We start from the raw sequence: 25,609 nt of genomic DNA on the forward strand, positions 1-25,609 counted from the left end.
GGGACTTTGAACGAGAAATATTGTCTCAAAGTCCCCCAAAATTGGGGGGTTGGGCGGCAGAAGTGCCCAATAACGAAGCGAGAAAACTCCATCGAATTCACGTTATTTTACAAGCCTTAAAGCATCAGCCTAATTAATCAACACCATCAAAAACTACCTGTTGATCTGGCAGTAAGTTGTGGCTAAAGTTGATGAACCAACCAACAGATGCTCACACTCGCTTAACCCCAAAATGCAAAAATCCCCGACCTTTTGAAAGCCAGGGATCTGAAGTAGAAAGAATTGAACAACGCTAAATCATCTCAGACGTTGCGCCCACCGCAGGTTGTGGCTGAGGCTGAAACTGGAACAGCGAGTAGACCACATCCCGACGAATGTTGATCATCATCTCCAAAAACAGTTCGTAACCTTCACTCTTGTACTCGATCAGCGGATCTTTTTGACCGTAACCGCGCAGGCCCACCGACTCGCGGAGCGCATCCATTTGTTGTAGGTGTTCGCGCCAGAGGGTATCGATTCGATTCAAGATAAAGAACCGTTCTGCCTCCCGCATCAGACCCGCTTGAATCTGATCAACTTCCGCTTCTTTGAGGTCATAGGCAATTCGTGCCTGCTCGTGTAAGAAGGTCTTAAGTTCACCCACCGACATGTCTTCTAGCTGACTAGCATCAAGATCTGACAGCAGATACACAAACTCTTGCACCTTGCTCACCAGCTTGTCGAGTTCCCATTCTTCGGGTGGCAGCTCAGGATTGATGTAGGCCTCGACGATATCATCCATCGTGCGCTCGGCGTACTTGACCACCTGCTCTTTAAGATCCTGCCCCTCTAACACGCGCCGCCGCTCGGCATAAATTGCACGACGCTGATTATTCATCACCTCGTCATACTCAAACACCTGCTTACGAATGTCGTAGTAATAGGTTTCAACTTTCTTTTGGGCCCCTTCGAGCGATCGCGTCAGCATTCCCGATTCGATCGGCATGTCTTCTTCGACTCGGAAAGCATTCATCAAGCCAGCGACGCGATCGCCGCCAAAAATCCGCAACAGGTTATCTTGCAAGCTGAGGAAAAATTTGGTGGAACCAGGGTCGCCTTGTCTTCCGGCTCGTCCGCGCAGTTGGTTGTCAATCCGCCGCGATTCATGGCGCTCTGTGCCAATCACATGCAGACCGCCCAGTTGAACGACTTCTTCGTGTTCACGCTCGGTAAACGCATCATATTCTTGACGAATCAACCGATACACTTCTCGCAGCTTTTGAATAGCGGGATCGTTGGTCGGCGCTTTTTCTGCGGCAGTTGCAATCTTATCTTCGGCTTCCAATTCCGGTAAGCTGCGCTCCCCGTATTGTTGAACGGCAAAAGAAACTGCGCTTTTAAGCATCTGTTCCGTTTCGCGAGCCAGATCGGTAGGGTAAATGTCCGATCGTACCTTCCAGGTTTTCACCTTTTTGCCAGCCCCAAACCCCTGTCCGCCGTCTCGCTGATCGCCAAAGCCGCGGCCGCCAAAATCTTGATCGTCATCCGGTTGGACAATCTTGGGCATGAAATATTCGCGGATTTTGAGGCGAGACATGTAATCCGAGTTGCCGCCCAAAATGATGTCGGTGCCGCGTCCTGCCATGTTGGTGGCGATCGTTACTTTGCCTTTGCGTCCGGCTTGAGCGATGATTTCAGATTCTCGTTCCACATTCTCTGGTTTTGCGTTCAGCAGATTGTGAGGAACTTGCTGATCGGCCAGCAGACTGGAGAGCAATTCTGACTTCTCAACGCTGGTGGTTCCCACGAGAACAGGACGACCATCGCGGTGCATTTCGGCGCATTCTTCGGCGATCGCGTTCCATTTGGCCTCTTCAGTCTTGTAGACCACATCCGACAGATCGCCCCGCTTGGTCGTGCGGTTAGTCGGAATGATCGTGACTTCGAGCTTATAGATCTTCTCAAATTCGGCTTCTTCGGTTTTGGCGGTTCCCGTCATGCCCGCCAGTTTGGGGTAAAGCAGGAAGAAGTTTTGATAGGTAATCGTTGCCAGTGTTTGAGTTTCATTTTGGATTTCGACGCGCTCTTTGGCTTCGATCGCCTGGTGCAGCCCATCACTCCAACGGCGACCCGGCATGACTCGCCCGGTGAATTCGTCTACAATCACCACTTCGTCATTGCGAACGATGTAGTTTACGTCCAAAATAAACAGCTCTTTTGCTTTGATGGCGTTAAAAATGTAGTGCGCCCAAGGGTCTTGCGGATCAAACAGATCCTTCACTTCCAAAAGATTTTCGGCTTCGATAAACCCTTCATCAGTCATCAGAATGTTACGCTGCTTTTCGTCTACTTCGTAGTGGACTTCAGGCTGAAGGGTGCGAGCCACTTCCGAAGCTCTCAAATACTTCTCAGTCGGACGCTCCACCTGTCCCGAAATAATCAACGGAGTTCGAGCTTCGTCAATCAAAACGGAATCCACTTCGTCAATCACGCAGTAGTTAAAGGGACGCTGCACGACCTCTTCCATCGAGGTGGCCATGTTGTCGCGCAGATAATCAAATCCCAGTTCGCTGTTAGTCGCGTAGGTGATGTCGCAGGCGTAATTTTTTTGACGCTCAGGCGGACTCATATTTTGTTGAATCAGCCCCACACTCAACCCCAAAAAGCGGTGAACTTGCCCCATCCATTCCGCATCGCGTCGGGCTAGATAATCGTTGACCGTAACGACGTGAACGCCTTTACCAGAAAGCGCATTCAAGTAAGCCGGAAGCGTCGAAACCAGAGTTTTACCTTCCCCAGTCTTCATTTCGGCAATTTGCCCATTGTGCAAGACCATGCCGCCCAAAAGCTGCACATCAAAGTGACGCATTCCCAAAACGCGCTTACCCGCTTCTCGCACGACGGCAAAGGCTTCGGGCAGCAGGTCGTCGAGAATTTGCTTTTCGTCGTTATCGTTTTTGGCTTGGGCGAGACGCTGCTTAAATTCTGCGGTTTTTGCGGTCAACGCCTCATCAGAAAGTGCCTGAATTTCTTCCTCTAAGAGGCTAATTTCGGCAATATAGGGTTGGTATTTCTTAAGTTTTCGTGCGTTGGGGTCGCCCAGCAGATTTTTAAGCATGACAGGAGGAATAAGGACGAGGTGTGAGCTTTTGAAGGGATTTCTTTGTCTGTTTTAGAAAGCAAATTGGTCTCTAAAAACCAGTCAAAACTAAGGGTTGGACTACTCATCCAGGGTATACCAATCCTATCACTTCCGCTTAGAGCAATCCGCAGAGAAGCGATCGCATTCAGTACGTGTTACCGAACGAGGGATGAGGGATGAAGTGAGATTCTGAAATTACAAAGTCTGCGTTCTGAAGCTGAAACTTTAAAACCAAGATCTTTTCATCCCTCATCCCTCATCCCTCACTTCTTCTCCCACTCCGCCGTCAAACTGCGAAAGTTGAACTGATTTGCGCCGGGGTGACAGGTGACACAACTGGTGAGATTGAATTTGCGGGGAATGTCGATGCCAGGGTGTAACACTCGAAAATAGTTGGAGTCAGCGACGCGGTAAGGGGTGCTTTCTTCGGGGGGAAGCTGACGGGAGAAGGTTTGTAGATAGTTCCACACGAGACGGCGCGGCGGATCGACAAGGGGTTTGAGATCGACTCCGTAGTGTTGAGAATCTTGCAGCAGGTCGCGCCAAGTTTCGGTCGGCAGGACGGACGGAGGGATGCCAATGTGACAGGTGGCGCAGTTTTCTAGATAAAGCTCTTGACCAAATCTGTAGCGATCGCTCACCACATCCACGGTTCCAATCGTTGCCTGAGAATTTGCTTGAGAAGGTTCAACCGCTTGGGCGAGTCCCCAGCCCAGACATAGACTCCAGATCAGCAGCCCCAGCATAACAAACTGTCTTACAGGTGACCGCCCTTGCTTAAGACTTTGGACAGATTTTTGACGAGTTAAGCGGAGTTGAGACAGGGGATTTGGAAGTTTAGACATCTATGTTACTGAACGGCGGCAAGTCTGGAATTAGTCTAATCGATGCGTCAGTTGACGGTGAATTTTGCGAGAGGTTGCGAACTATTCCGTTAACTTGAATAAGAATCGTTGATTCACTTTAAGAAAGGTTTCGCTATAGGGAAAATCAGGATGGATTGTAGCCATATTCAGTTTCGCGATCGTCGTTCTCAAATTGATCTACACCAGCTTCAGGAGTTGTTTGGGTTGGCCGCATTTTGGGCCAAAGATCGACGGGTAGAAGATCTGGCGATCGCCCTCGATCAAAGTGACCCTGTGATTTCGGCATGGGATGGAAATCGCCTGATCGGGTTTGCGAGAGCGAGTTCTGACCGGGTGTATCGAGCGACGATTTGGGATGTGGTGGTTCACCCAGATTATCAGGGAGCGGGACTGGGGCGAAAGTTGGTACAAACCGTGATCAGTCATCCTCACGTCAATCGAGTTGAGCGAGTTTATCTGATGACGACGCATCAGCAGTCATTTTACGAAAAGATTGGGTTTGAAACGAATTCGAGTACGACGATGGTGTTGTTTAATCAGCCGATCGTCCTTCCCAATCCAGCGTTGCCCGTCGAGTTGGAATGCGATGTGAGCTAACGTGACGACGAAGTTTTTTCGCTTCGATTTAGAGCGCTTCTGCCCCCAACCCCCAATTCTGAGAACAAATTTAAGTCAACAAAAAAGGGGCCAATTGCTCATTCACAAAGCAACTGAGTCCCCTTCTGTTTTGGCCTACTGATCTAGAGCGCGATTACACGATCGCAGAATCCGCTGTGGGATAGCAGACCTTGGTGCCGCCCAGACCGCAGTAGCCGCCGGGATTTTTGGCGAGATATTGTTGGTGATACGCTTCGGCGTAATAAAACTCAGGCGCATCTAGAATCTCGGTTGTGATTTCTCCCATACCTTCTTGCTTGAGCGCTTTTTGGTACAGATTGCGAGAGGCTTCGGCGGCTTGTTTTTGCTCGTCAGAATAGGGGTAGATGCCCGATCGATATTGGGTTCCGGCATCATTTCCCTGGCGCATTCCTTGAGTTGGGTTATGGCTTTCCCAAAAGACTTTGAGCAGTTCTTCGTAGCTGACGACAGTGGGATCAAAGACGACCAAAACGACTTCGTTGTGACCTGTCATGCCACTGCACACTTCTTGATAGGTGGGATTGGGCGTTAAGCCAGCCGCATAGCCGACCGCCGTCGAAAACACACCCTTTTGCTGCCAAAACTTGCGCTCGGCTCCCCAAAAACAGCCCAACCCAAACATTGCAGTTTGCATCCCCTCCGGGAAGGGAGCTTTGAGCGGATTGCCATTGACATGATGCTTTGCAGGAACGGGCATGGACTGCGATCGTCCCGGTAGTGCTTGATCAGCCGTCGGCAAACTCGACTTTTTACCTAATCCAAATAGCCCCATTGTTTTAACTCTTATGATTCTTTACGTATCTTAATTTTAGCGTCAGATCGATGAAGTTTTTTCGCTTCGTTGTAAAGTGCTTCTGCCCCCCACCCCCCACAAGTAGGGAACTCTAAAGCAAGATTTCTAAATCAAAGTCCCTCACTTGTGGGGGATTTAGGGGGCTGCCCGGATCGACAATCGTAGCGAAAGATTCCGTCGAATGCACGTCACGTTAACCGAACTTGGAACCGTCCAATCACAACGATCGCTCTCTAAAACGGAAAGCTTCTATCTCAAAGCGGAACGATCGCTCCCCCAAATGGAAAGCTTCTATCTCAAAACGGAACGATCGCTCTCCAAAACGGAAAGCTTCTATCTCAAAGCGGAACGATCGCTCCCCCCAATGGAAAGCTTCTATCTCAAAGCGGAACGATCGCTCCCCCAAATGGAAGGTTTCTATCTCAAAGCGGAACGATCGCTCCCCCAAATGGAAGGTTTCTATCTCAAAACGGAACGATCGCTCTCCAAAACGAAAGGTTTCTATCTCAAAACGGAACGATCGGGTTCTGAACCCCAACGTTTCTATTTCAAAGCGGAACGATCGGGTTTTGAAGGAAAAACTCTCAGGTTGAGAACGGATTGACGGACAAGACTGCGGAACCGCCAGACAAAAACGAGCGCGGCGATCGCAATCCCGATCGATTGTCCGATCCATAAGCCTGTCCCGCCGAGAGACGTGTGGAATCCGAGCAGATAGCCCGTCGTCAGACCCACCCCCCAAAAAGCTGGAAAACTCAACAACATCGGCACGCGGGTATCTTGTAGTCCATACAGTGCACCCATAGTAGTTTTTTGCAGTCCATCCAAAATCTGGGCGACAGCAGCCACCCTAAGCATCGAGGTAGCCAGCGAGACAACGATCGCATTTTGTGGATCTTGCACATCTAGATACAGCCCGATGAGTGGTCGAGAAAGAACCAGCAGAACGATCGCCATCGGAATCAGAAATCCCAAGCCGATCCCCATACTTACATAGCCTGCTCGTCTTGCGCCCTCCAGATCTTGCTGCCCGACCCACCAACCGACTCGCACCGTCGTCGCAAATGACATCCCCAACGGCACCATAAAGACCACAGCGATCGTTTGAAACACAATTTGATGCGCTGCCAACACTTCGGTTCCCAAAATGCCCATGAGATAAGTGACGATCGTAAACAGTCCCAGTTCTAAAGCGGATGCAACGCCGATCGGCAGTCCGACTCGTACCAGTTCACGCAGAATGCGAGGCTTGATGTGATGTAGATTGGCAAAGAATTGGTAGGTTTTTAACTCTGGATCTCGGAGAATGTAGCCCACCAGCGCCAAAAACATCACCCAAAGCGAAAAGACGCTAGAAAGGGCCAGTCCGGCGATGCCTAATCGGGGAAAGCCAAAGTGACCAAACCCCAGAAGATAATTGCCCGTGATGTTGAGCAGCGTTCCTGTGATGACGATCGCCATGATCGGACGCGCATGAGACATCGCCGAAACCACACTTCGCAGCAGCGCAAACCCCAGAGCCGGAAAAAAGCCCCACAGCATAATGTCGAGATACGTATTGCTCAAAACAACGGTCGTTTCGGCTTGCCCCAAGTGACGCATGATAGAGTCGAGGTGAGCAATCAGCAGCACGATCGGTATCGTCAAACCCAGAAGCAGCCAGACTCCCTGCCGGGTCACTTGTTCGACGCGCGTTTTCTCACCTGCCCCATAAGCATGAGCAATCAGAGGACTCGCCCCTAAGATCACTCCCGCCGCCGTATTCAGCAGTACCAAAAACGTCAGAGAAGCCAACCCCCCCGCTGCCAAAGTTTCTTGCCCCAATCGGCCCATCATCAGCGTATCGACAAAGCCTGTAGCCGACTGAGCCACTTGAGCACTCGCCAGAGGAATGGCCAGCCGCAAAAAAGCCCGAACTTCAGTCTGAAGCGGCGATCGAACCAAAACAGTAGCCATAAGCCAATCACCCTGAATTGTTCTCAACAAAATCTTTGACAGAATCTAAACAAAACGTGAGTTCAATGAACTAAAAGATAGCAGGGGCAGCGAGACTTTTTTGGCAGCTACACGTCGTTCTTTTATAGGACAGGTGGACTGGCGATCGTCGGTATTTTGGTCGCGATCTTCAGGCTAAAACGCAATCCCGCCAGCACAACGTCTCTAGAAATGGGTGAAGGATGAGGAATGGATAGTCTTTAGGAAGTCGTAGAACTCAGTCTCAAAGTCCCCAAAAATTGGCAGCCTAGGGGCAAAAGAACCAAACAACGAGGCGAAAAAAATTCGTCGAGGCAACGTTCTTTTAAGGCAACTTGTAGCTTGCCACTCGCACAATCAGTTCACCTTGGCGGGGGTCTTTGCGAAACACGAAGGCACCCTCTTCTTTTTCACCTTCAGACAAGAAATCAATTTGCTGATCGCCTGTTTCTGCGACCTGTCCGTTGACCCGCAACTCAGCCACAATTTGCACCGATTCTACCGTTTCTCCACCTGTATTAGAGACTTCAAACGGCACATAAAATTGTCCTTCGGCTTCTCTCACTTCATCAGTACGAGGCGAAGCAGTTCCCCCTTTGGGGTAATCGAGGCTCAAAACAGGGGGACTGTCTTTCTCAGTGGCCCAGTTGTAAATTACTAATCCGGCGATCGCCGACAAAATTAAACTAGCAATTCCAAAGGTCGTCCATTCAGCGATCGTTCTAGGGGGGCGTGTTTTAGTAGTCATACCGCCAACCTCCCAGCAGCGCCACCGACAGCAGCAGGCAATCCTAGCAAGATTGTGTGGCTTAACCAAACCTGCCACGGATCACCAAACTGAACTTTGTTAAAAAAGAACAGCATCACCATCGCCGCAAATAATGAAACGAGATAGGCGGCGATCGTCTCACTCAACGGCCGCTGAAAAATCCCCGATTGTTCGTGACGCTGCTGCTGGTTACCAAACCCTGCGGCGAATACGATTACATAAGAGATTACTAGCGATGCCACCATCACCAATACAAGCCACCCATTTGAAACTGCTGCGGACAGCATCGGAATCTCATCCGTAGGTGCAATATTAAAGGCAATAATAATTGCACCAATTAAAGTCGCGCCAATGTCAGAAATCGTTGCGCTCAGTTTACCAAATTTAGATTGAGTTTGTTTCGCGCTTCCTTCGGGTTTACCTTCACGTCCTTCACCGCTAAGAAACTGATTGGCTAATGAAACGCCCAACGTAAAAGGGACACTTTCGTAAATTAGTTTCCCCAAACTTTCCTGCAAGGGGGTTTCCAAAGTAATCTCACGCATTAAAACCAAAATTAATCCTGAGCAAACAATCCCGATCGCCAACGCCTCTACTGTATTCATCGCGGCATCGATCAGACGAACATCACTCTCACTATCTCGACGAAAACCAGACGTTTGATTGAGCAGGAATACGATCGCAAACGTTAGTAGCAACGCTAAAAACAATCGCGCTGACCCTACAAACGATCCAATCCACCAAACCTCCATTGTATACAGTAAAGGAACGCCAAACAAAAACCCTCCTGATGCACCTCGAACCAAATCTTTGAGTTCACTTTTCCATTGTTTCGAGAAATCCTTATCCATAGCTTATTTTGAAGATATGAGCGTAAGGTAGAGGGTTGCGAGCACAACTGTCATTACGCTAAAGGCAGATAATAAGAGGAATTTTCGTTACGATTCAGACAGTAGATGAAATTAATGTCGTCGGAAACGTTGGCTAACAAAAATAGTGCACCATACAATGACACCGAAAGAAATACCAATGACTAAGCTTTTCCAAAAGGCTGGAACCATGACAGCAGAAATCTCAGGCTTAGGAGGATCTTGAGCAACAAGAATTGAAGCAGCAATCTGACTGGTCGCTAATCCAACACCTGCGATCGCAATCACTTGTTCAAATCGCCGATCGCGCGCGGCTTGGTAAAGCTCAATTCGCCCTCGATTCGCTTCCATCAGATTTTGTAGTAGTGCTAATCCTCGCTCAAAACGTTCGTGATCAGCTTCAATTTCCCTCTGATACTGAGGTGCAATGATTTCTAGAAACTCAGTCTGAAATGTTAAATCTGTTCGAGGAGACTCATCAGAAATTTTCTTCAAACGCTTCTTATAGTTCGCAAGGTTAATTGCAATCGTTCTACCCTGGTAATAGAGAGCGGTTAAGTTTGGTGAATATCTTGAGAGAACTTCAAGCGCTTGGGTCAGATCTCTTTGAAGTGCTGAGATGCTAGCACCCGCCACTTGAGTTGAAGCTTGCTCAGTCAGTTGCTTGATCACGGCAAAGTCAGACTTGAGAGTTCTTCGTAACTGTCGATTTTGACTATACGCCCAGATGATTTTATGGCGGTAGCAGAATAAGCGCATTAAATCAAAATAAAGCTTGCCGATGCGATCGCGGATCGATTGAATCGATTCCCAGTGAGGAAACAAGCAGATTAGAACATGCGCCTGTTCGTTATTGTCGTCACCAGATTGTTGCCATAACTCATAAATTTCTGCTCCCAATAATTTACCTGTTCCGATTAAATCAGTTTTCCAGTTGGGTTGATTTACAACTTTTGTGTAGCATTTTTCAGCAATTGCTTCATAATCTTGTTGATCATTAACTAACTGACCCAAAATCAACCAAGTTCGTCCAAGTTCATTCATTGAAGGATGAGTTGGTTCTAAAGCATCCTCCTGAATCTGCTGCCGAATTTGCTTCTTGATATCCTCTAGCTCACTAATAGGTTTTGGCAGGTTAGGACGGTCAGCTTTATGCCCAGAACAATCTACTAACAGTGCATATGTATCGCCAAACTGAATAGGATAGTAGTAACCATCTAAGTGTGATTCAAACTCACGGACTCTTTTAGATCCCAAAAGCTCCACATAACGAGCGTCAGCATTTTCGTCACTAGCACCTTCTACTCTCAGCTTTTCATATAGTTTGGTCGGATTTCCATCACTCAGATCATGGTAAATTTTGCGCCAGAAACCGTAGCGGTTGTCCTGAACTTGCTCATTATCATCTCCAAATCCTTCTCGCAGGTCATAAAGAAATAAATCGATCGTCGGATAAATTAGCTCTGGTTCGCTCATGTTTTAGACTGCCGAATGAGTTGAAGAAGTTGTTTCAGGGTACCGGACTTTTCTGCTTCTTGTTTCGCCGCCTCCACAGAGTTACCCGCTCGAAATACGTCGTTTGGTTCTTCGCCAGTCTGGGATTCTGCCTTTTCATCTGGTTTGGCTGGAAGGGAACCTTTGCTGCGTTCGCTGTCATAATCTTGAAAAATCTCACGTGCCTCTTCATAAAGTTCATTTAGAGGTAGATATTTTTCAGCGATCGCATCTAGCTCGTCTGGATCAGGCGCATCGGACATCGAATTGAGTTGCTGCTGTAAATTGGATGGCAAGGGTTCGTTTAGTTGAGCTAGCGCAACTAGAAACGAATCTAGAGTAATTGAAGCAAGCGGATCATTCATGGCTGTGAAGGTAACCCAGTGAGTGTAAATCCTGCCCAGTGGTAAGGATGATGGAACGGTTGATCGCTGTGAGGCATTTTACTAAATCTGCGAATCTCTATCTGCAAAAACTTGCGAGTCGATCGATTCAGCGAAGTGTGGGTTGCAAGCAACGTGTTGAGAAACTCAATCAAGATCTGGCAATCAGCATTTCGGAGCCAGTGTTGCGCTTCTGCGAGAGCTACAGCAGGTGTTTCATCCTTCAGGAGGGAATAGAATTGAATCATTAGCAAAGTGCTAGAAACGGATTGTACTGTCCACAAGGTACTCACAACATTATTTGCGCCACTCCGTAAAAATCCGCTAACTAGTCCCACATACTCGGCGACAATGGTTTGATTTCCAGTCAGAGCGGTTTCGCAGGCAGAAAGGCAAACTAAGTGATAGCCTTGCGCTAATGGGGTATCTCCACAGATATCGACAACGCTTAGACGGTCTTCTTCGGTAAGAGCTAGGGCAGAAGTCTTCGGATCGTTGTAGTTGTAGGCAGCGTGTCCAGCAAAATGAAATCCATCATAGGATTGCTGAAGCATCTCACGAACCTTTTGCTGGCTTGCTTCGTGAGACTGAACGGTGGTGGCTTGGAACATTCGAGTAATGAGCCTAGATTCTAAAGCTGCAAACCCCAAGCGTTCAAATTTCTTCTGCTGGTTCTTGCCTGTGCTGCTCGGAGCTTCAACGCTTAAGAGACGGAAGGTTGAACTGGTCGGACGCTTCGCTTCCCCGAAGGTTTGCGCCTTCAAATTCAAACCCATTTGAATACTGGGAAGGTAGGTTAGGGTAAAGTGATCAGGGAAAAGGGCGTGGAGGGGAAAGCGGTGAAGATCACGATGGGGAATTAGGATGATCTGACTGATGCTACTGGGGAGTCGTTCGACAATCGTTGAAATCTTCAAGATCTGCTTTAGATGTTCCAGTTTGTCAGACATTTGAACTCGCCACGGATGGCTCTCCCGTGCTGTCTTATCCTGCACTTCCCCGTAGTCCACGTAGAGACGATTCCAGTTATTTACCCAGGCTTCAAATTCTAGCAACTGCCGATAAGACTGAGATGGTTCTTCTCGTTCTTGATTCGTTTCTACGTCATCATCAGGAAGAATATCAGGAGTTTCAGTATCGGATGTGAGGATGAATGTTGTGAGACTAGCAGGACTCAAATGCCAGTAAATTATGGCTGTTGAGGGAGTGAGCAATTGTTGTTGATCTAAGTTATTAGCATTGCCAACGCAAACCGAAAGTAGCCAGGATAAACAAGTATTCTTGCCTATTTCAGCTGTTTCTAAAGCCTTAATATGTTGCTCCGATCGAAGATAGAAATCTACGGTTAACTGATCAAAACTGGCGTATTTAAGAATGATGTGTTGTTGCTTAAGCGGGTCAACCGTTTCGCTGAGTAACCGTTGAACTAAGCCAGATCCCTGTCGCCCCACCTCGTTTGCCTCATCGATTTGCCCTAATCCGGCCAAAACCTTAATTAAGTCCTTTAGGAAATCCAGATACCGCTCTCTATCGTTAGGCGAGTCCAAAAGTTTGAGTGCTATTTGGTAGCAATTTTTTGCTTTGCGCCAATTAGAAAAGCAGTCTGCTTCTCTTTTTCCCTGCTCATAGTGAGCCAATCCTTTAAAGTAGTGCAATTCTGCACAAGCCAGCGCATAGTCAGGGTGTTCTGATTTGAGTTTACGTAACCCTTCATCCCAGACTTCTAAAGCCTCTTCAAGACCTTGGGAAAGATAAACCGTCCACCCTTTGTTTCTCCAAACAAACCAATACTGTTCATCGTTTTGCAATGCTCGGTCATAGGCAGCTAGTGCGTCAGTATAAAAGCTTAGAGCATTCAGTGCCCATCCCCGACCATTGTGAGATGCAGCAAATTCTGAGTCTAGAGCGATCGCACGATCGAAGGACTCTAATGATTCGCGATAGCGACACAAGTTGGCAAGCATATCACCTTGCTGTACCCAAGCCATTTTGCAGCGCACGTCAAATTTGAGAGACTTCTGATAGGCATTCAATGCTTCTTCAAACTGTCCGATTGCCTGTAAAACATTTCCTAGATTGTGCCAGAGAAGATGAACATCTGATTTGATTTGGATAGCTTCTCGATAACTACTCACTGCTTGTGCAAATCGCTTGCATTGCGCTAATGCTTCGCCTTTACGCATCAAAATTAGCCAATTATCTTCATCCTGACTGAGAGCTAAATAAGTGTCGTAGGCATCGATTGCCTGTGCATAGAGTTTGAGGTTAAATAAAGCATTGCCTTTCTCGCGCCAAGCAACGCTATTGTCAGCATCAAAGTTTAGTGCGTTTTCATAGGACTCTGAAGCTACTTCATATTGTTCTAAGGCACTGAAAGAGAGGCCTCGCTCAGTCCATATGAGAGATTGAAATTTTGTATAAAAATCCGACTCCAATGAAATAATACGGCGGTCAAAGTACTCTATATAGAGATAATCAAATGGTTTAGTATCTAATTGACTCTGGTCAGGCAATAGATTTAAAGCTGTGTTCCAAGCATCAATTATTTCTACACGGTAGTTTTTCTCATTTGAGTTAGCAAGAGACTTAGTGAGCGTTGTGCCTATCAAAACCCAAATGAACCAAGCAAATTTACGACCAATTTCACCTTCTAGCATTCCTCGATAAGTGTCTAAAGCTTCTTCATGACGATCCTGATTTTTTAAGACGTTTGCTTTTGAGAAAAGAGCAATGAAAGCATCTTCACTCGATAAGTCTAGACTTAAAATGTGGTTGACCACCTCAAAGGCTTCTTCATGATGTCCTAAATTATTAAGTGAGTTTAGGCGACCACCCAGAGCTTCAAGATTTTCAGCTTCTATAGACAAAGCATAATCAAAAGATTTGAGAGCCTCTTCATCTTGACCGAGAAAAAGTGCTATTTTTCCTCGACTTAGCCAAATATTGAGTTGATTCTCGTCAAGTTCTAATGATTGATTGTAAGAATCAAGGGCTTTCTCATACTTTCCCAACTTCTCGAAAGCTCTGCCGTAATGATTCCAAATTTTTAGATAATCTGGTTTGAAGACTAATATTTCTGGATTGATTTCAAGGGCTTTCTCATAACTAGAAACTGCTTCCTCAAACCGTCCTAACGTCATTAGAACGTCACCATGTCCTTTCCAAAGCTCAACTTGTGTAAAGAAGAGACTGCGTAAAGCAATGAAAGGACGATCAGTCTCAAATTTCAGTGCTTCTTCATAGCTTTTCAATGCTTCATTGTAATTTTTAGCTTCACTCATTACATGGGCGCGTTCTGCCCATACGAGAAAACTTTGTGAATCACATTCACATGCACGATCAGAACTTATACGAGCTTCCTCATAGCGCCCTAGTATAGCGAGAATTTGACTCTTGAACGACCAAGCGATCGCATAATCTGATTTAGCCTCTAAGAGCCTATCTAAAATATCGAGCGCCTCTTCATTTCTTTGGAGAAGATAAAGAGTGTCTGCACAAACATACCATTCCTCGAAACAGTTGAAATCAAGTTCTTGAGTTTCTTTAAATCTATCAAGCACCCGATCAAATTGTCCCAACGTCCTCAATAAATAAAATTTAATCTGCCAAAGACCATAATTCTTAGAGTTCAAAGCTAGAGAACTATCATAACTATTGAGTGCGTCATCAAATCGTTCTAAACTCTGGAAGCAACGTCCTTGATTTTCCCAAGAAGATGCATCATCTGGCTTGACTTTTAAAGCTTTACCAAAGGCAGAAATAGCTTCTTCATAGCGAGATAAGTTCTGCAAACAAGAAGCTCGATTTACCAAGCTAATATAATCGTTTGAGTTAATTTCGATTGCTCTATCAAAACTAGAAATCGCTTGCTCAAAATCTTTCAAGTTTACAAATGCATGACCTCGCCATAACCAGGCAGCATAATTATCAGGTTGAATTTCTAGAGCCTTATCATAGTTAGTAATTGCTTCCTCATAGCATTGAGAATTAAATAAGGTGTCGCCACGACCAGCCCACGCGAAATAATTATCATCTGATATTTTGATTGCAGAGTCATAACTATTAATGGCAGCATCATACTGATTCAAAGCTCGTAAACAATGTGCTCTATTAAGCCATGCATAATAATGATCAGAAGATATTTTTAGAACTTTATCAAAACTAGCGATCGCTTCCTCATATTGGGCTAGATTTTGAAAACCATAGGCTCGATCAAGCCATATATTCTGATTATTAGGATCAATTTCAAGCGCACGATCGTAACTGACTATTGCTTCTTTATAGCTGTTCAGCGCTGCTAAAGCCGAGCCTCGCCAATGCCAACAGTTTGAATCATTCGGCTGAACTTCTAAAGCTTTATCGAAACTAACGATCGCGTTCGCATAGTCCTTAAGATTGAACAAGGCTATGCCTCGACGATAGCAACAGTACCGATACCGAGGGTAAATTTCTAAGGCTTTGTCGTAGGCAGCGATCGCTTCATCATTTCGTTCGAGGTCTGAGAGCACACAACCTCGGAAATTCCAGAAATAAGAGTTTTTTGGATCAATTTCACTCGCTTTATCCAAAGCCTCAAACGTTTCCTGCTCTTTTTTCGCGTCCCAAAGCACAAGACTGCGACCGTACCAATCTTCAGCAGTTCGAGGAGCGATCGAAACTGCTTGTTCAAGATCGAGCGTCGCTAACTCAGGTTGGTTGATCGATTGACAGTCTATTCCCCTTCGAGCGAGAGCCAAAATATAATCAGGCTGAATTTTCAAAGCTTGAGTGAACGCATCGATCGCATTTTGCTCTTGATATAACCAAGAATAGGCTCGTCCTAGAGCGCACCATGCCGTAAAGTTCTGTGGCTCTAGCCTAATGACTTCCTGAAAAACCTCTAGTGCCTGTTCATACCGGGATTCAAGAAGTTGCTCGTTTCCCTGCCTAAGCAATTCTTTTACACGCTCGACTCTTGACGTGGGCATCCTTCAACCTCCGACAGGTGTTTTCTCTTACTACCCTATACGGAGTTTTTCTTGGATGCCAGGAAAATTATTTTGCTTTAATATTCCTGATTTGCCACTATCCCAAAGTCATTTTTTCGATTGTTTTCGTTGTAGTTACTGTTACAACTAGCATCATTTTTATCATTGCAACAGTAACTACCCGTAACGTACCACAAGGCTTATTTAGTAAGATATTTCATCCTTTCACACAAATCACCTGTTTCAGTGTTGCCACCACTTCCACCAAGTCCGCCTGATTTGCCATCACCTGATCGATCGGCTTATACGCCGCCGGAATTTCATCCAGCACCCCTTCATCTTTGCGGCACTCAACGCCTTCCGTTTGCCGAATCAAATCATCCAACGTATAAGCATTCTTCGCCCTATTGCGAGACATCAAGCGACCTGCGCCATGACTACAGTTATGAACTAAAACCGGAGTGTAATGACTAGTAAAGACGACATAATTATGATTGTCCTTGACAGTAAAGTTATACACCATTGTATCTAAATCACATTGTGTCTTAAAAACTCGATTCATCGTCAGTGTTGCATCCAAGTTCTGACCTGCAAACTGGCTTAAACTTACCATTTTTCCCTGTTTAGCCTTTGAACTTAGATCAGGACACACTAGCTCACCTCCCGCGATCGCATGAGCTAAAACAAGCTTGTCAGAATATTTTCGCTCAGAGAATGTATCAACAATTATACGCTTACAGAGATCCCGAAGCTTGTTTAGTGTTGCGTTATCACGAAACTCAATGACATAGTTAGTGCGATTCGGGTAAACCTTGTAAACGATTCCTAGAGATAAGAAGGTACATACCAGCACAGAAAACATCTTTTGTTTCCCGATACTGATTGAAACAACGCTACTCCCACAACTTCCGTCTCCATCTAAGTAACCTGCTAAGAAATAGAGGGAAAGTAGAGGATTGCTCATCAAAATGCTAGGCAGTTTTGGCATTAACTGATAAACCTTCATCACAAAGTCTGGATCACTAATCGTAAGTTCAATCAATCCTTGGCTTTGAATGGGTCTTTCTCCTAGTTGACTAGCCCTTGGCTTCTGCTCCCTTACAGAAACTTTAGGGGTGTAGTTTCTAAATAGAACTTCTACAGCTTCCATGAAAGACCGTTTAACAGGAGTCGCGGCTTGATAAATTCGCACGTAGGTATGCATATATTTTCCGCCACGAGGTCTGTTTCCTGCTTGAGGCGCATTTTGGCGCTCTCGAATGTGAATCGTTCCATCTGACAAAATTAAGCCCAGCAAGTAGTAGAAATTAGTGTCTTGATCCGCGATCGTCAAGTGAGACGGCAGATTAAGCTGAGTTGGAACAATCGCACCAATGGAAGACTGAGCGATTTCTTCAACAGATCGATAAACGAGTTTACCTCGTTCATAGGTTGCAAATGGATGGTTAGCTGTACAAGTAATTGTATTGTTCAGCCTACGGCGAGTTTGAGACAGCGAGTATTGATTGGCTAAAGCTAACCGTTCACTCTTCTCTAAAATTTCCTTTGCTTCAAAGCGTTGTGAGTCCGCGTTATAAGAAATGAGCTTGATGTCTTCATCTGACTGAAAAACGTCTTCAATACTCATCAGTCCATTCTCAGTCAAAACTTGTGTTCCGGCTGCAAAGCAAGAACAGTAGCTTTCGTGGTTGCCTTTACCCTTGACAATGAAAGACTTTGCCCCCATCAAGCCAGGAATGATTCCATAGTCGGTTTCTCTTGCCCGCACAGCCCCCTTGCGAGTCACATACACCTCTTCACCGTAGTGGACTTCTTTTTCGGCGTAGTTGTGGTGACAGTTGACCGACAGCAAAGGCTTTGTGGGCTTGCCGCCTGCCAGATGTTTTTCGACCACGCGCTGAAATCGAGCCATCATCACTTCGCGATTGTAGAGTGCATACTGCTGGGCCCACTGCAAATCACGCCAGTAATCGTCAAACTCAGAAGTCCCTGCGACAAAGTAAGCCAGATCAGGATCAGGCAGCTTGTCCTGCATCAGTTTCGCCAGTTGTTTTCCGGTGTTGATGTGGTTTTGTGCCAGCATGTTGCCAATGTTGCGAGACCCGGAATGTAGCATCAGCCACACCTGATCTTCGGTGTCGAGACACAGTTCGATGAAGTGATTCAAATTGTTACGATCGCTCATTCAGTTGCTTAAGTCGCCAAAGTCGCAATTTAATACTGCTTTGACTTCTATTTAGCACGGCGATAGAGGTCTCGATCGAGTGGTTAAGCACAAACTGGTCTTGCTCAGGTGTCCAGCTTTTCCTGGTTGTAATCCGCTTCATATTAGGCGGACGCTTCCAGGTCAACACATCTTCAGCTTTTGCTCGCTTTCTAGGTAAAGCTAAACAATCCTGATAGTACAGACCTTGAGTGATTAGCTGTGCATCTTCCTTGTAGACAGCAATGTTGTAAACCTGGTCTCTAACATTTCGGCTAGAAGTTTTACCAGTCATCCGATTGAGAAATTTCAAGTACTGATCAGCATTAGACGAGCCTGCTGTGACAAAAGACAAGAATGGAAAACCTTTTGTGGTCAAACCCAATGCCCCATCTCCATCCAGCAATCCCCTGAAATAATCAACCTCAGAAAACTGACAACAAGGTACATCAATCAAAGAAGATTTTCTTCCACTTAGCAAACCCCACGATTCAAAGAGATCTCGAAACCGCTTGTCATAAACTGCCCATGTAACAGAGTTGTAGTCGTCCGCAAAATTGGTAGAACGGACACGCTCTGTAATGGATGAGTGACAGGGCACAAGTTCTTTGAACGCCCATAGTAAGGCTTCGTCTTTTTTGCTCACTTGGATCACTGTCTTGCCACGATTTCGCGTGGACTTATAGTAATGACCGTCTGCTTGCAGAAAGCCAAATAGATAGGCAATCTTTGGGTTTTTGAGACTGATATCCGTGGTGTTCATTTCACTAGAACATCATCTATCACTTGAGCAATCGGCTAGGTCATTTCTGCCTAGCTCTACACCTTCCGATTCGGTGCAGTTCGGAGCACACCTTCATCCTAAATAGATTAGGATGCCCAAGTCCCTCTGCTCTCTACGGGGCGTTTGACCGCTTCCCTCGGTATTAGCATCTCAGCCTTCACCGATTTGGACGAGTTTTCATTACTGCATTACTACAGTACGGGGCAATCCTTCACCCCCTCCAAGCGAACCCATTTGCTTCATGGCTTTGCTTTCGAGGTGCTGTACCCCAGAATGCAGTTCCTTAAAGTCGCGCCAGCCTTGCCAGTTGAGAACGGTCTTTTCGACCTCCTTGTTTTCGTTAAAGCCAACCGGAATAATCGCTTCAACTTCCTGCCGAATTTTCTTGAGTTTGCCTTCTAGCTGATTGGCATGAAAAGTGGTTTTGATCGCGACCATTCCACAGCCAATATCAACCCCCACCGCAGCCGGGATAATGGCATCTTTGGTCGCCACCACTGAGCCAACTAGCGCCCCTTTGCCCAAATGGACATCAGGCATCAGAGCCACATGCTTAAAGACAAATGGCAGAGAAGCGACGTTTTTGGCCATTCTGGTTTCGTCACTGCTCATGTCGTGATTTGCCCAGGAGAGAACGGGCTTAGGTGTAGAAAGATTTAACTTTTCGTATGGCATAAATGTTTGCCTTTTGTATGGTTTTGTCGAACGACGTGATCAGTCTTCCCCACCTTTTAGCAGGTATTGATTGTTGATCACCTTGATGGATAACTGACCCTGAAGCACTTGGCTGTGAGTTTCGACGATCGGTCTAACCACAATGCCTTCTCGATGGTTTTTGGTGTCTTCATAGTAGCCTTCTGCTAACGTAAGTAAGTCTTCGAGTGAATAGTTGAACGGTTGACCAACACTTAAAATCGGCACTGTTTGTAGACCCCATTTTGTACAAAATTTACAAAGAGAATCAAAGTCGAGAAATCTTCCTGCTTGAATGTCAAACACACTAAACACAAAGAGATCTAGCCCCTTCAAACCGAGTCGATTTTTTTGAATGCCTGGGCCACAAATTTCACCTTGCACTGCAAATCCATCGGGAAGTTGGGTGAGGTTATATTGATCGACCATTTGCCAATAGGCATTCTGACTAGGCTTTAGTTCATAGTTTCGAGAGCAGACATAGAGTTTGTCGTCGAGTTTTGCATAGGTCGCAGAAGTGCCATCACATTTGAGCGAAAAGTAAACGGTCTTGCCTCGCAATTCATCTAAAACAGCGATCGCTGACTGCACTCTAATTTCGTCTGTCTTGGGCACAAAGGACGGAAACCCTGCCGCTTGATCTTTAGAATCTTCGGGAATGACTGGCTCAAATTTGATGACTTCACACAATTGAGTCATGTCATCGCCTACTTGATAGTCAAAACTGCTCTGGGCGGGCAAACAACTCGATAAAGGCAACGCTAACCCCTGACTCAAAACGCCTTTCATCTTTTTGGTTTTGACTCTAAATTTGGACGGCCGCATAAATTCTGACCAATCTTTTTCAGGCAAAACAGAATCAATTTCAAAGAAGGCACAGCGATCGCCTACTTCAAATTCTCCTTTTTTAACCACCAAACTCCAGCCCATTACCGTTGCTTTCTCAATAAAGTCGGCACCCGAAATCGGTTCTAATTTAGCAATTGTTTGAACAGAAACGAGTTTGCGCTCCATGATGTTTGCCTCGATCGACGTTCACTAACCTTTCCTGAAGGAAGCTGTATTACTTATACTACAAAAATACTACAAGCCTGTCAACCACATCATAGCCAATGACGCTTAAGGGTAGAGATCGGTAGAGATCGGCTTGAAAGGAAGGAGTGTCATCCCTCAACTATAGGATTCACTGTAAAATATCAACGTTGACAGCAGCCTGCTACAAAGTGAGGAGAAACCATGACTAGCCAGCCAGATTCGCCGATCGGCATTCAGTACGAACTGCGGCAACTAGCGACCGCGACCACTGAATTAGCCGAACGAATTGACACGCTTACACAGGTTGTAACGACAGGGTTCGACGAACTCAGAGAAGTCGTGACTAACGGTTTCACCGAACTCAAAGAAATCACTCAGCAGCAAGCGGATACTGCTCGAATCCAGGCAGAGAGCATTCGATCGCAGACAGAGAGCATCAATCGTTTCCTGACCCTTTTGGAGCGCGATCGTACCTAGCGCGGTCGTTACGAAGTCTTTTAGAATCGTGAAAACCAAATACAGCAGATCTCTGGTAGACGAGATCCCTAAGTCTTAAGCAATTACAGCCAGAATGTTTTAACGCAAGCTTCTGAATCAAAAACCTAAAACACACCTGGTTTTACTCACCTCACCTGCCCCAGCAACTCAATCAACCGCGAGACATTTTCGGTCTGTGCCGAGATAATTGCGGTCTGCGCGACGACGATCGCTGTTTGCTCTCTGACGGTCACTTCTTGAGCTTCGGTTAGGCGCTGGATGGATTCGTTCTGCCATGTAGCCACTTTGAGCAGGTGATCGACCGAAAGCGAGAGCCGCTCAATACCCTGGTTGGTGCAATCAATCTTCTTGGCTCATTCCGTCGTTGCGGTTGCTAATTGTCTGAGTTCGTACTGGATTCCGATCGTGGGATCTGACTGGCTCATTACCTTATCTCCCGCTGCTCAGAAAATAGTAGCAGAGGTTTAGACCTCCAGCATTCTCGATAATTCTATTCAAACTGCCAAAAGCCTTGATAGGTATCTGATAGGTAAATGGGCAATACTGGACTCGAACCAGTAACATCCTGCTTGTAAGGCAGGCGCTCTACCATTGAGCTAATCGCCCTTACTCGTTGATCATTGTAGCAGAGAGTTCTCTGTCTATTACGATAAGGGACAGATTTACTAATTTTTTGCCATGCCTTCTGGCCGCACCCACGACAGCATTACTCTGTGGAGTCTCCCGATCGTTGCTGGGGCCGCCTTTGTGCAAACTCAGAGCGGCAATCTCACCCTGATCCTATCGGGCTGCTTTTTGTTTAGCGGGTTGATGTTTGGCCCTGACCTCGACATCTATTCTCAACAGTACAAACGCTGGGGAGTCTTGCGCTGGATCTGGCTGCCCTATCGCAAAAGTATGCGCCACCGTTCTGTTTTGTCTCACGGACTGATCATCGGAACGGGACTGCGAATTCTCTATTTGTCGGTCTGGATCGCCCTCCTGGTCAGCATTCTAATTTTGGGCGCTGCCATTGCTCATTCCCTCGATCGCTGGCAATCGATCGCTCAACAAAGGTTCGTAGTCAGTCTTGACAGCATCGTGCGATCGCTTCAACAGCATCCTAGAGAATGGATTGCGGCGGCGATCGGGCTAGAACTCGGCTCCCTCAGTCACAGCCTTAGCGATTGGGTCGGGTCGCGCTACAAACAACTCAAACGCGGCAAAAAACGGATTAAGCGATCCAAGCGTTGACCGAATTTATAAGACTCGAAATTTGTCAGAATGAACTCACAGATCTATCTAGAGAGAAAACAGTTCATGCGATTACTACATACCATGCTGCGAGTGGGCAATCTCGACGAGTCACTCAAATTTTATTGCGACGTGTTGGGCATGACCCTGCTCAGAAAGAAAGACTACCCAGGCGGCGAATTTACCCTGGCATTTATCGGCTATGGCGACGAGTCAGACCACACCGTGATTGAGTTGACGCACAACTGGGGAAAAGATCACTACACCCTGGGAGACGCTTATGGGCATGTGGCGATCGGCGTTGACGACATTTACAGCACTTGTGAACAGATTCGCGATCGTGGCGGCAAAATCACCCGTGAACCTGGTGCCATGAAACATGGCTCAACAGTGATCGCGTTTGTCGAAGACCCCGATGGCTACAAAATTGAATTGATTCAACAAAAACCTCAAGAAGCCACTTCTGAGAACTCGATTTCTGACAAAGCCCCTGCGACGACCAGCGCGTAATTTTCTCCCCGTCCTCACTCCCCGCTATATACTTCCTGATGGAGGCTAAGTTCGTCTGTTGTGATGGCCGTGTGTTGCAGCAGTCAGGTGAGGAGTGAGACGGTGAGAAACGTTGATTGGTTAGCTGGGAGTCTTTGCGGCTTGGGTATTTTGGCGAATGCGCTACCCGGAGGGGCGATTCCGTCACAGATACCAGAACTTCTCGCAGAAGGGACGATTCAGACTGAGAAGCCTGAGATCGTTCCTGCGGGAATTGCGCCCCCTGAATCATTGCCCAACCTACCAGAATGGCAGCCAGAACTCAACGACTCTCTTGATGAGAATCCGATGGCTCAAATGACTTCGGTCTCGCAGCTAACGGATGTCAAACCGGGCGATTGGGCGTTTCAGGCACTTCAGACCTTGGTCGATCGCTATGGCGTAATGGCAGGCTACCCCGATGGCACCTTTAAGGGCAACCGTCCTCTGACTCGCTATGAGTTTAGTGCGGCGATGAATGCAGTGATCGGCAGAATTGAGGAACAGCTACTTTTGGGCGATCTGAGCAGTGAGGCGCAGCAGGATGTTCTCACCGTTCGCCGATTGGTAACTGCTTATGGAAATGCGACCGAAGACTTGCGAAAACGAGTCAACGATTTGACCAGTCGTAGTCAGACCTTAGTCAAACAAGAATTTTCAACGACCACTAAACTCAACGGTCAAACGGTTTTTGCGGCCACCGATGGCACCGACAATGGACTGACGCTAGTCTCTCGGACTCGGCTGACCTTGACCACCAGCTTTAACGGGCGCGATCGCCTCATCACCCAACTCGAAGCCGGGAACAACGGAGACGACGCGATTTCTACGGCGCACAATCAGCGCCAAAATTTGCTAGGCACGGCCGGGCTTTTAGCGGACGGCGGCGGATTAGATTATGTCAATATTGACAGTCAGTTGCGCTTGAGAAAGCTGTATTACGTGTTTCAGCCTACACCCAATCTGGAGGTGGCGGTCGGGCCGAGTTTGCCGCCCAGTGATTTTATCGATCGCAACGGGTTTGCCAATAACACCGCCGAAAATTTTGCGTCCAGTTTCTTCGCCAACAATCCTTTAATTGTCCAAAATGAAATCGATCGCTTTGGGGGAGCGGGGGCAACGGCTTCCTGGACGGTGCAAGACAATCTGACGCTGAGGGCGCTGTATGCGGCGGCGGATGGCTCCAATCCATCTGGGACGGTAAGCGGGGGCGGTTTGTTTGGTGACCGATATCAGGCGACGCTAGAAGCAGAATACAGCCTGACCCAACTGCCGATTACGGTGCGCCTTCAATATACTCATGCTCAGATCAACGGCACGACAATCAACGCAGCAGGCCTCAATGCAGAATGGGCCGTCAAGCGGCAGTTTGGGGTATTTGGGCGATTGGGAATTGGCAGCTATCAAGGGTTTAACTCGGCGATCGGGCAAGATTTGGATCTCAATCCGACCAGTTGGGCTTTTGGCTTCACGGTGCGAAACTTTCTGATTCCTGGCTCAAAAGCGGGGGTGGCGATCGGTCAACCTTTTGTCGAAAGTAAACTGGGCAACGCGACGCAAACCAATTTTGAGGCGTACTTTGGCTTGTTGCTCAACGATCACATTAATTTCAGTCCATCTTTTATGGTGGTGACCAATCCGAACGATCAAGCCAGCCCGACTATCTATCAATGGGTCGTCCGGTTTGTGATCGAGTATTAGTAAGCCAGATAGACATCAAGAAGTTTTCACTTCAGCAGCTATCATCATGTTAATTCTTTTACCTCCGTAATTATGCCAGAAGACTACCTTGTAATCATTACTGATGAAGCTGATGAAACCTCCGTACCAATCGAAGGGCAACGAGGATGGGGTGAAGAAGTCCGTAAACGCTTCTCTAGTTTCAAGGAGATCCGGTTGCCAGTTTCTCAGCTAGAGCAAAACATGACTCAGTTTTTGCATCTGATCGGGCGATTGTTCAAACAGGTAGATCAAGAGATTGGTTCAGAATCGGATATGAAGCTAGATGAGGTGGAGCTATCCGTTGAAATCAGTGGCAAAGGAGAAGTTAAATTAGTGGCAGGCGGAAAAGCTGCTGGAAAAGGTGCAATTAAGCTGAAGTTTACACGATCGGACAAAAAGTAAATGGCAAGCAATTGGGCGATCGTCATTGGGATTAACCAGTATCGATTTTTGCAGCCGTTGAAGTATGCCAAGCGAGATGCAGAAGCGATGCAGAATTTTCTGATGCAGGAAGCCAGATTCGATCGCATCTTTTTGTTCACTGATGATTCTCCCTCAATTGGCGGCAAGCCTACCGAACCGTTTCGGGCGAATTTGCTGCGAGTCTTACGTCAGGTCTTTGACAAGCCGTTTATGAAAGATGGCGATAACTTCTGGTTTTTCTTCAGTGGACATGGGATTCCGCACAATGGGCAGGATTATTTGATGCCTCTAGATGGCGATCCAGAAGATATTGAAAACACAGGCATTTCCACCAACACAATTACCAATTATTTGCGGAGTTGCGGAGCCGATAATGCGGTGATGATTTTGGATGCTTGTCGCAGTGGGGGCAAGAAAAGTGGAGAAGGGATTGGCAGACAAACAGAGGCAAAAGCCCGTCAAACTGGGGTGATCAGTCTCTTTTCGTGCAGTCCCGATCAATATTCTTATGAACTAGAAGCCATTGGACAGGGAGCCTTTACCTATGCCTTGCTAGAAGGATTAGACCTTTCCGAGAATTTACAAGCGAGACTACTCCTGGGTTTGAGGTCATTT

General features: G+C 46.8%; 22 protein-coding genes and 1 tRNA gene. 8 read left to right on the plus strand and 15 right to left on the minus strand.

Annotated features, from left to right (window positions below):
* Positions 1–292: 292 nt before the first annotated feature.
* Entirely contained in the window at positions 293–3,097 is a 2,805-nt protein-coding gene (secA, locus tag ACKFKF_RS26550; RefSeq protein ID WP_446862040.1) for a preprotein translocase subunit SecA, read from the minus strand.
* Positions 3,098–3,384: 287 nt separating this feature from the next.
* Positions 3,385–3,966: a diheme cytochrome C gene (locus ACKFKF_RS26555; RefSeq protein ID WP_446870413.1), complete on the minus strand. Its 582-nt coding sequence runs from the start codon at positions 3,964–3,966 to the stop codon at positions 3,385–3,387.
* A gap of 150 nt (positions 3,967–4,116) precedes the next feature.
* Between ACKFKF_RS26555 and ACKFKF_RS26560 the strand changes: the two genes are divergently transcribed.
* Positions 4,117–4,584, plus strand: coding sequence for a GNAT family N-acetyltransferase (locus ACKFKF_RS26560; RefSeq protein ID WP_446862038.1), 468 nt, complete (start codon positions 4,117–4,119; stop codon positions 4,582–4,584).
* A 154-nt stretch (positions 4,585–4,738) separates the two neighbouring features.
* Here the strand turns inward: ACKFKF_RS26560 and msrA are convergent, their stop codons facing one another.
* Positions 4,739–5,398: a peptide-methionine (S)-S-oxide reductase MsrA gene (gene msrA / locus ACKFKF_RS26565; protein WP_446862037.1), complete on the minus strand. Its 660-nt coding sequence runs from the start codon at positions 5,396–5,398 to the stop codon at positions 4,739–4,741.
* 202 nt (positions 5,399–5,600) lie between these two features.
* On the opposite strand from msrA, the gene ACKFKF_RS26570 reads away from it, so the two are divergent.
* Positions 5,601–6,023 (plus strand): hypothetical protein, encoded by a 423-nt coding sequence (locus ACKFKF_RS26570; protein ID WP_446870414.1) that lies wholly within the window; start codon positions 5,601–5,603, stop codon positions 6,021–6,023.
* Here ACKFKF_RS26570 and ACKFKF_RS26575 read toward each other — a convergent pair.
* The 10 genes from ACKFKF_RS26575 to ACKFKF_RS26620 form a co-directional block, all read right to left on the minus strand.
* Positions 5,963–7,375, minus strand: coding sequence for an MATE family efflux transporter (locus ACKFKF_RS26575; protein ID WP_446870415.1), 1,413 nt, complete (start codon positions 7,373–7,375; stop codon positions 5,963–5,965). The two genes, ACKFKF_RS26570 and ACKFKF_RS26575, sit on opposite strands and share 61 nt — an antisense overlap.
* A 343-nt stretch (positions 7,376–7,718) precedes the next feature.
* Positions 7,719–8,141, minus strand: coding sequence for a TIGR02588 family protein (locus ACKFKF_RS26580; protein ID WP_446870416.1), 423 nt, complete (start codon positions 8,139–8,141; stop codon positions 7,719–7,721).
* Positions 8,138–9,013: a TIGR02587 family membrane protein gene (locus ACKFKF_RS26585; protein WP_446870417.1), complete on the minus strand. Its 876-nt coding sequence runs from the start codon at positions 9,011–9,013 to the stop codon at positions 8,138–8,140. The genes ACKFKF_RS26580 and ACKFKF_RS26585 overlap by 4 nt, the downstream gene beginning before the upstream one ends.
* A 111-nt stretch (positions 9,014–9,124) precedes the next feature.
* Positions 9,125–10,297: a hypothetical protein gene (locus ACKFKF_RS26590; RefSeq protein ID WP_446870418.1), complete on the minus strand. Its 1,173-nt coding sequence runs from the start codon at positions 10,295–10,297 to the stop codon at positions 9,125–9,127.
* A 206-nt stretch (positions 10,298–10,503) separates the two neighbouring features.
* Entirely contained in the window at positions 10,504–10,890 is a 387-nt protein-coding gene (locus ACKFKF_RS26595; protein WP_446870419.1) for a hypothetical protein, read from the minus strand.
* On the minus strand, positions 10,887–15,875 hold the full coding sequence (locus tag ACKFKF_RS26600) for a tetratricopeptide repeat protein (RefSeq protein WP_446870420.1): 4,989 nt from the start codon (positions 15,873–15,875) through the stop codon (positions 10,887–10,889). Before ACKFKF_RS26600 ends, ACKFKF_RS26595 begins: the two co-directional genes overlap by 4 nt.
* Before the next feature lie 217 nt (positions 15,876–16,092).
* Positions 16,093–18,060 (minus strand): RtcB family protein, encoded by a 1,968-nt coding sequence (locus ACKFKF_RS26605; RefSeq protein WP_446870421.1) that lies wholly within the window; start codon positions 18,058–18,060, stop codon positions 16,093–16,095.
* On the minus strand, positions 18,047–18,841 hold the full coding sequence (locus ACKFKF_RS26610) for a hypothetical protein (RefSeq protein WP_446870422.1): 795 nt from the start codon (positions 18,839–18,841) through the stop codon (positions 18,047–18,049). Before ACKFKF_RS26610 ends, ACKFKF_RS26605 begins: the two co-directional genes overlap by 14 nt.
* 201 nt (positions 18,842–19,042) lie before the next feature.
* On the minus strand, positions 19,043–19,537 hold the full coding sequence (locus tag ACKFKF_RS26615) for an RtcB family protein (protein ID WP_446870423.1): 495 nt from the start codon (positions 19,535–19,537) through the stop codon (positions 19,043–19,045).
* Between the two features lie 39 nt (positions 19,538–19,576).
* Positions 19,577–20,569, minus strand: coding sequence for an RNA ligase (ATP) (locus ACKFKF_RS26620; protein ID WP_446870424.1), 993 nt, complete (start codon positions 20,567–20,569; stop codon positions 19,577–19,579).
* Positions 20,570–20,791: 222 nt separating this feature from the next.
* Between ACKFKF_RS26620 and ACKFKF_RS26625 the strand changes: the two genes are divergently transcribed.
* Complete coding sequence (locus ACKFKF_RS26625) at positions 20,792–21,067, plus strand: hypothetical protein (RefSeq protein ID WP_446870425.1); 276 nt, start codon at positions 20,792–20,794, stop codon at positions 21,065–21,067.
* Positions 21,068–21,213: 146 nt separating this feature from the next.
* On the opposite strand, the gene ACKFKF_RS26630 is transcribed toward ACKFKF_RS26625, so the two are convergent.
* Both ACKFKF_RS26630 and ACKFKF_RS26635 read right to left on the minus strand, forming a co-directional pair.
* Positions 21,214–21,372, minus strand: coding sequence for a hypothetical protein (locus ACKFKF_RS26630; protein WP_446870426.1), 159 nt, complete (start codon positions 21,370–21,372; stop codon positions 21,214–21,216).
* Positions 21,373–21,622: 250 nt separating this feature from the next.
* Positions 21,623–21,694: transfer RNA gene (locus ACKFKF_RS26635), tRNA-Val, on the minus strand.
* A 72-nt stretch (positions 21,695–21,766) separates the two neighbouring features.
* On the opposite strand from ACKFKF_RS26635, the gene ACKFKF_RS26640 reads away from it, so the two are divergent.
* The 5 genes from ACKFKF_RS26640 to ACKFKF_RS26660 form a co-directional block, all read left to right on the plus strand.
* Positions 21,767–22,321 carry a metal-binding protein gene (locus tag ACKFKF_RS26640; RefSeq protein ID WP_446870427.1) on the plus strand — a complete coding sequence of 185 codons (555 nt, stop codon included), beginning with the start codon at positions 21,767–21,769 and terminating at the stop codon, positions 22,319–22,321.
* A 66-nt stretch (positions 22,322–22,387) separates the two neighbouring features.
* On the plus strand, positions 22,388–22,831 hold the full coding sequence (gene gloA / locus ACKFKF_RS26645; RefSeq protein WP_446862025.1) for a lactoylglutathione lyase: 444 nt from the start codon (positions 22,388–22,390) through the stop codon (positions 22,829–22,831).
* 102 nt (positions 22,832–22,933) lie between these two features.
* Positions 22,934–24,550 carry an iron uptake porin gene (locus tag ACKFKF_RS26650; protein ID WP_446870428.1) on the plus strand — a complete coding sequence of 539 codons (1,617 nt, stop codon included), beginning with the start codon at positions 22,934–22,936 and terminating at the stop codon, positions 24,548–24,550.
* Between the two features lie 72 nt (positions 24,551–24,622).
* Complete coding sequence (locus ACKFKF_RS26655; RefSeq protein ID WP_446870429.1) at positions 24,623–24,973, plus strand: Pepco domain-containing protein; 351 nt, start codon at positions 24,623–24,625, stop codon at positions 24,971–24,973.
* A partial coding sequence (locus ACKFKF_RS26660; protein WP_446862022.1) for a caspase family protein occupies positions 24,974–25,609 on the plus strand: 636 nt, incomplete at its 3' end.

This window comes from Phormidesmis sp. 146-12 (genome assembly GCF_052939495.1).

Bases quoted from the DNA above. Each gene is read 5' to 3' on its own strand.
- secA (WP_446862040.1), bottom strand. From the start codon at position 3,097: ATGCTTAAAAATCTGCTGGGCGACCCCAACGCACGAAAACTTAAGAAA.
- ACKFKF_RS26555 (WP_446870413.1), bottom strand. From the start codon at position 3,966: ATGTCTAAACTTCCAAATCCCCTGTCTCAACTCCGCTTAACTCGTCAA.
- ACKFKF_RS26560 (WP_446862038.1), top strand. From the start codon at position 4,117: ATGGATTGTAGCCATATTCAGTTTCGCGATCGTCGTTCTCAAATTGAT.
- msrA (WP_446862037.1), bottom strand. From the start codon at position 5,398: ATGGGGCTATTTGGATTAGGTAAAAAGTCGAGTTTGCCGACGGCTGAT.
- ACKFKF_RS26570 (WP_446870414.1), top strand. From the start codon at position 5,601: ATGCACGTCACGTTAACCGAACTTGGAACCGTCCAATCACAACGATCG.
- ACKFKF_RS26575 (WP_446870415.1), bottom strand. From the start codon at position 7,375: ATGGCTACTGTTTTGGTTCGATCGCCGCTTCAGACTGAAGTTCGGGCT.
- ACKFKF_RS26580 (WP_446870416.1), bottom strand. From the start codon at position 8,141: ATGACTACTAAAACACGCCCCCCTAGAACGATCGCTGAATGGACGACC.
- ACKFKF_RS26585 (WP_446870417.1), bottom strand. From the start codon at position 9,013: ATGGATAAGGATTTCTCGAAACAATGGAAAAGTGAACTCAAAGATTTG.
- ACKFKF_RS26595 (WP_446870419.1), bottom strand. From the start codon at position 10,890: ATGAATGATCCGCTTGCTTCAATTACTCTAGATTCGTTTCTAGTTGCG.
- ACKFKF_RS26600 (WP_446870420.1), bottom strand. From the start codon at position 15,875: ATGCCCACGTCAAGAGTCGAGCGTGTAAAAGAATTGCTTAGGCAGGGA.
- ACKFKF_RS26605 (WP_446870421.1), bottom strand. From the start codon at position 18,060: ATGAGCGATCGTAACAATTTGAATCACTTCATCGAACTGTGTCTCGAC.
- ACKFKF_RS26610 (WP_446870422.1), bottom strand. From the start codon at position 18,841: ATGAACACCACGGATATCAGTCTCAAAAACCCAAAGATTGCCTATCTA.
- ACKFKF_RS26615 (WP_446870423.1), bottom strand. From the start codon at position 19,537: ATGCCATACGAAAAGTTAAATCTTTCTACACCTAAGCCCGTTCTCTCC.
- ACKFKF_RS26620 (WP_446870424.1), bottom strand. From the start codon at position 20,569: ATGGAGCGCAAACTCGTTTCTGTTCAAACAATTGCTAAATTAGAACCG.
- ACKFKF_RS26625 (WP_446870425.1), top strand. From the start codon at position 20,792: ATGACTAGCCAGCCAGATTCGCCGATCGGCATTCAGTACGAACTGCGG.
- ACKFKF_RS26640 (WP_446870427.1), top strand. From the start codon at position 21,767: ATGCCTTCTGGCCGCACCCACGACAGCATTACTCTGTGGAGTCTCCCG.
- gloA (WP_446862025.1), top strand. From the start codon at position 22,388: ATGCGATTACTACATACCATGCTGCGAGTGGGCAATCTCGACGAGTCA.
- ACKFKF_RS26655 (WP_446870429.1), top strand. From the start codon at position 24,623: ATGCCAGAAGACTACCTTGTAATCATTACTGATGAAGCTGATGAAACC.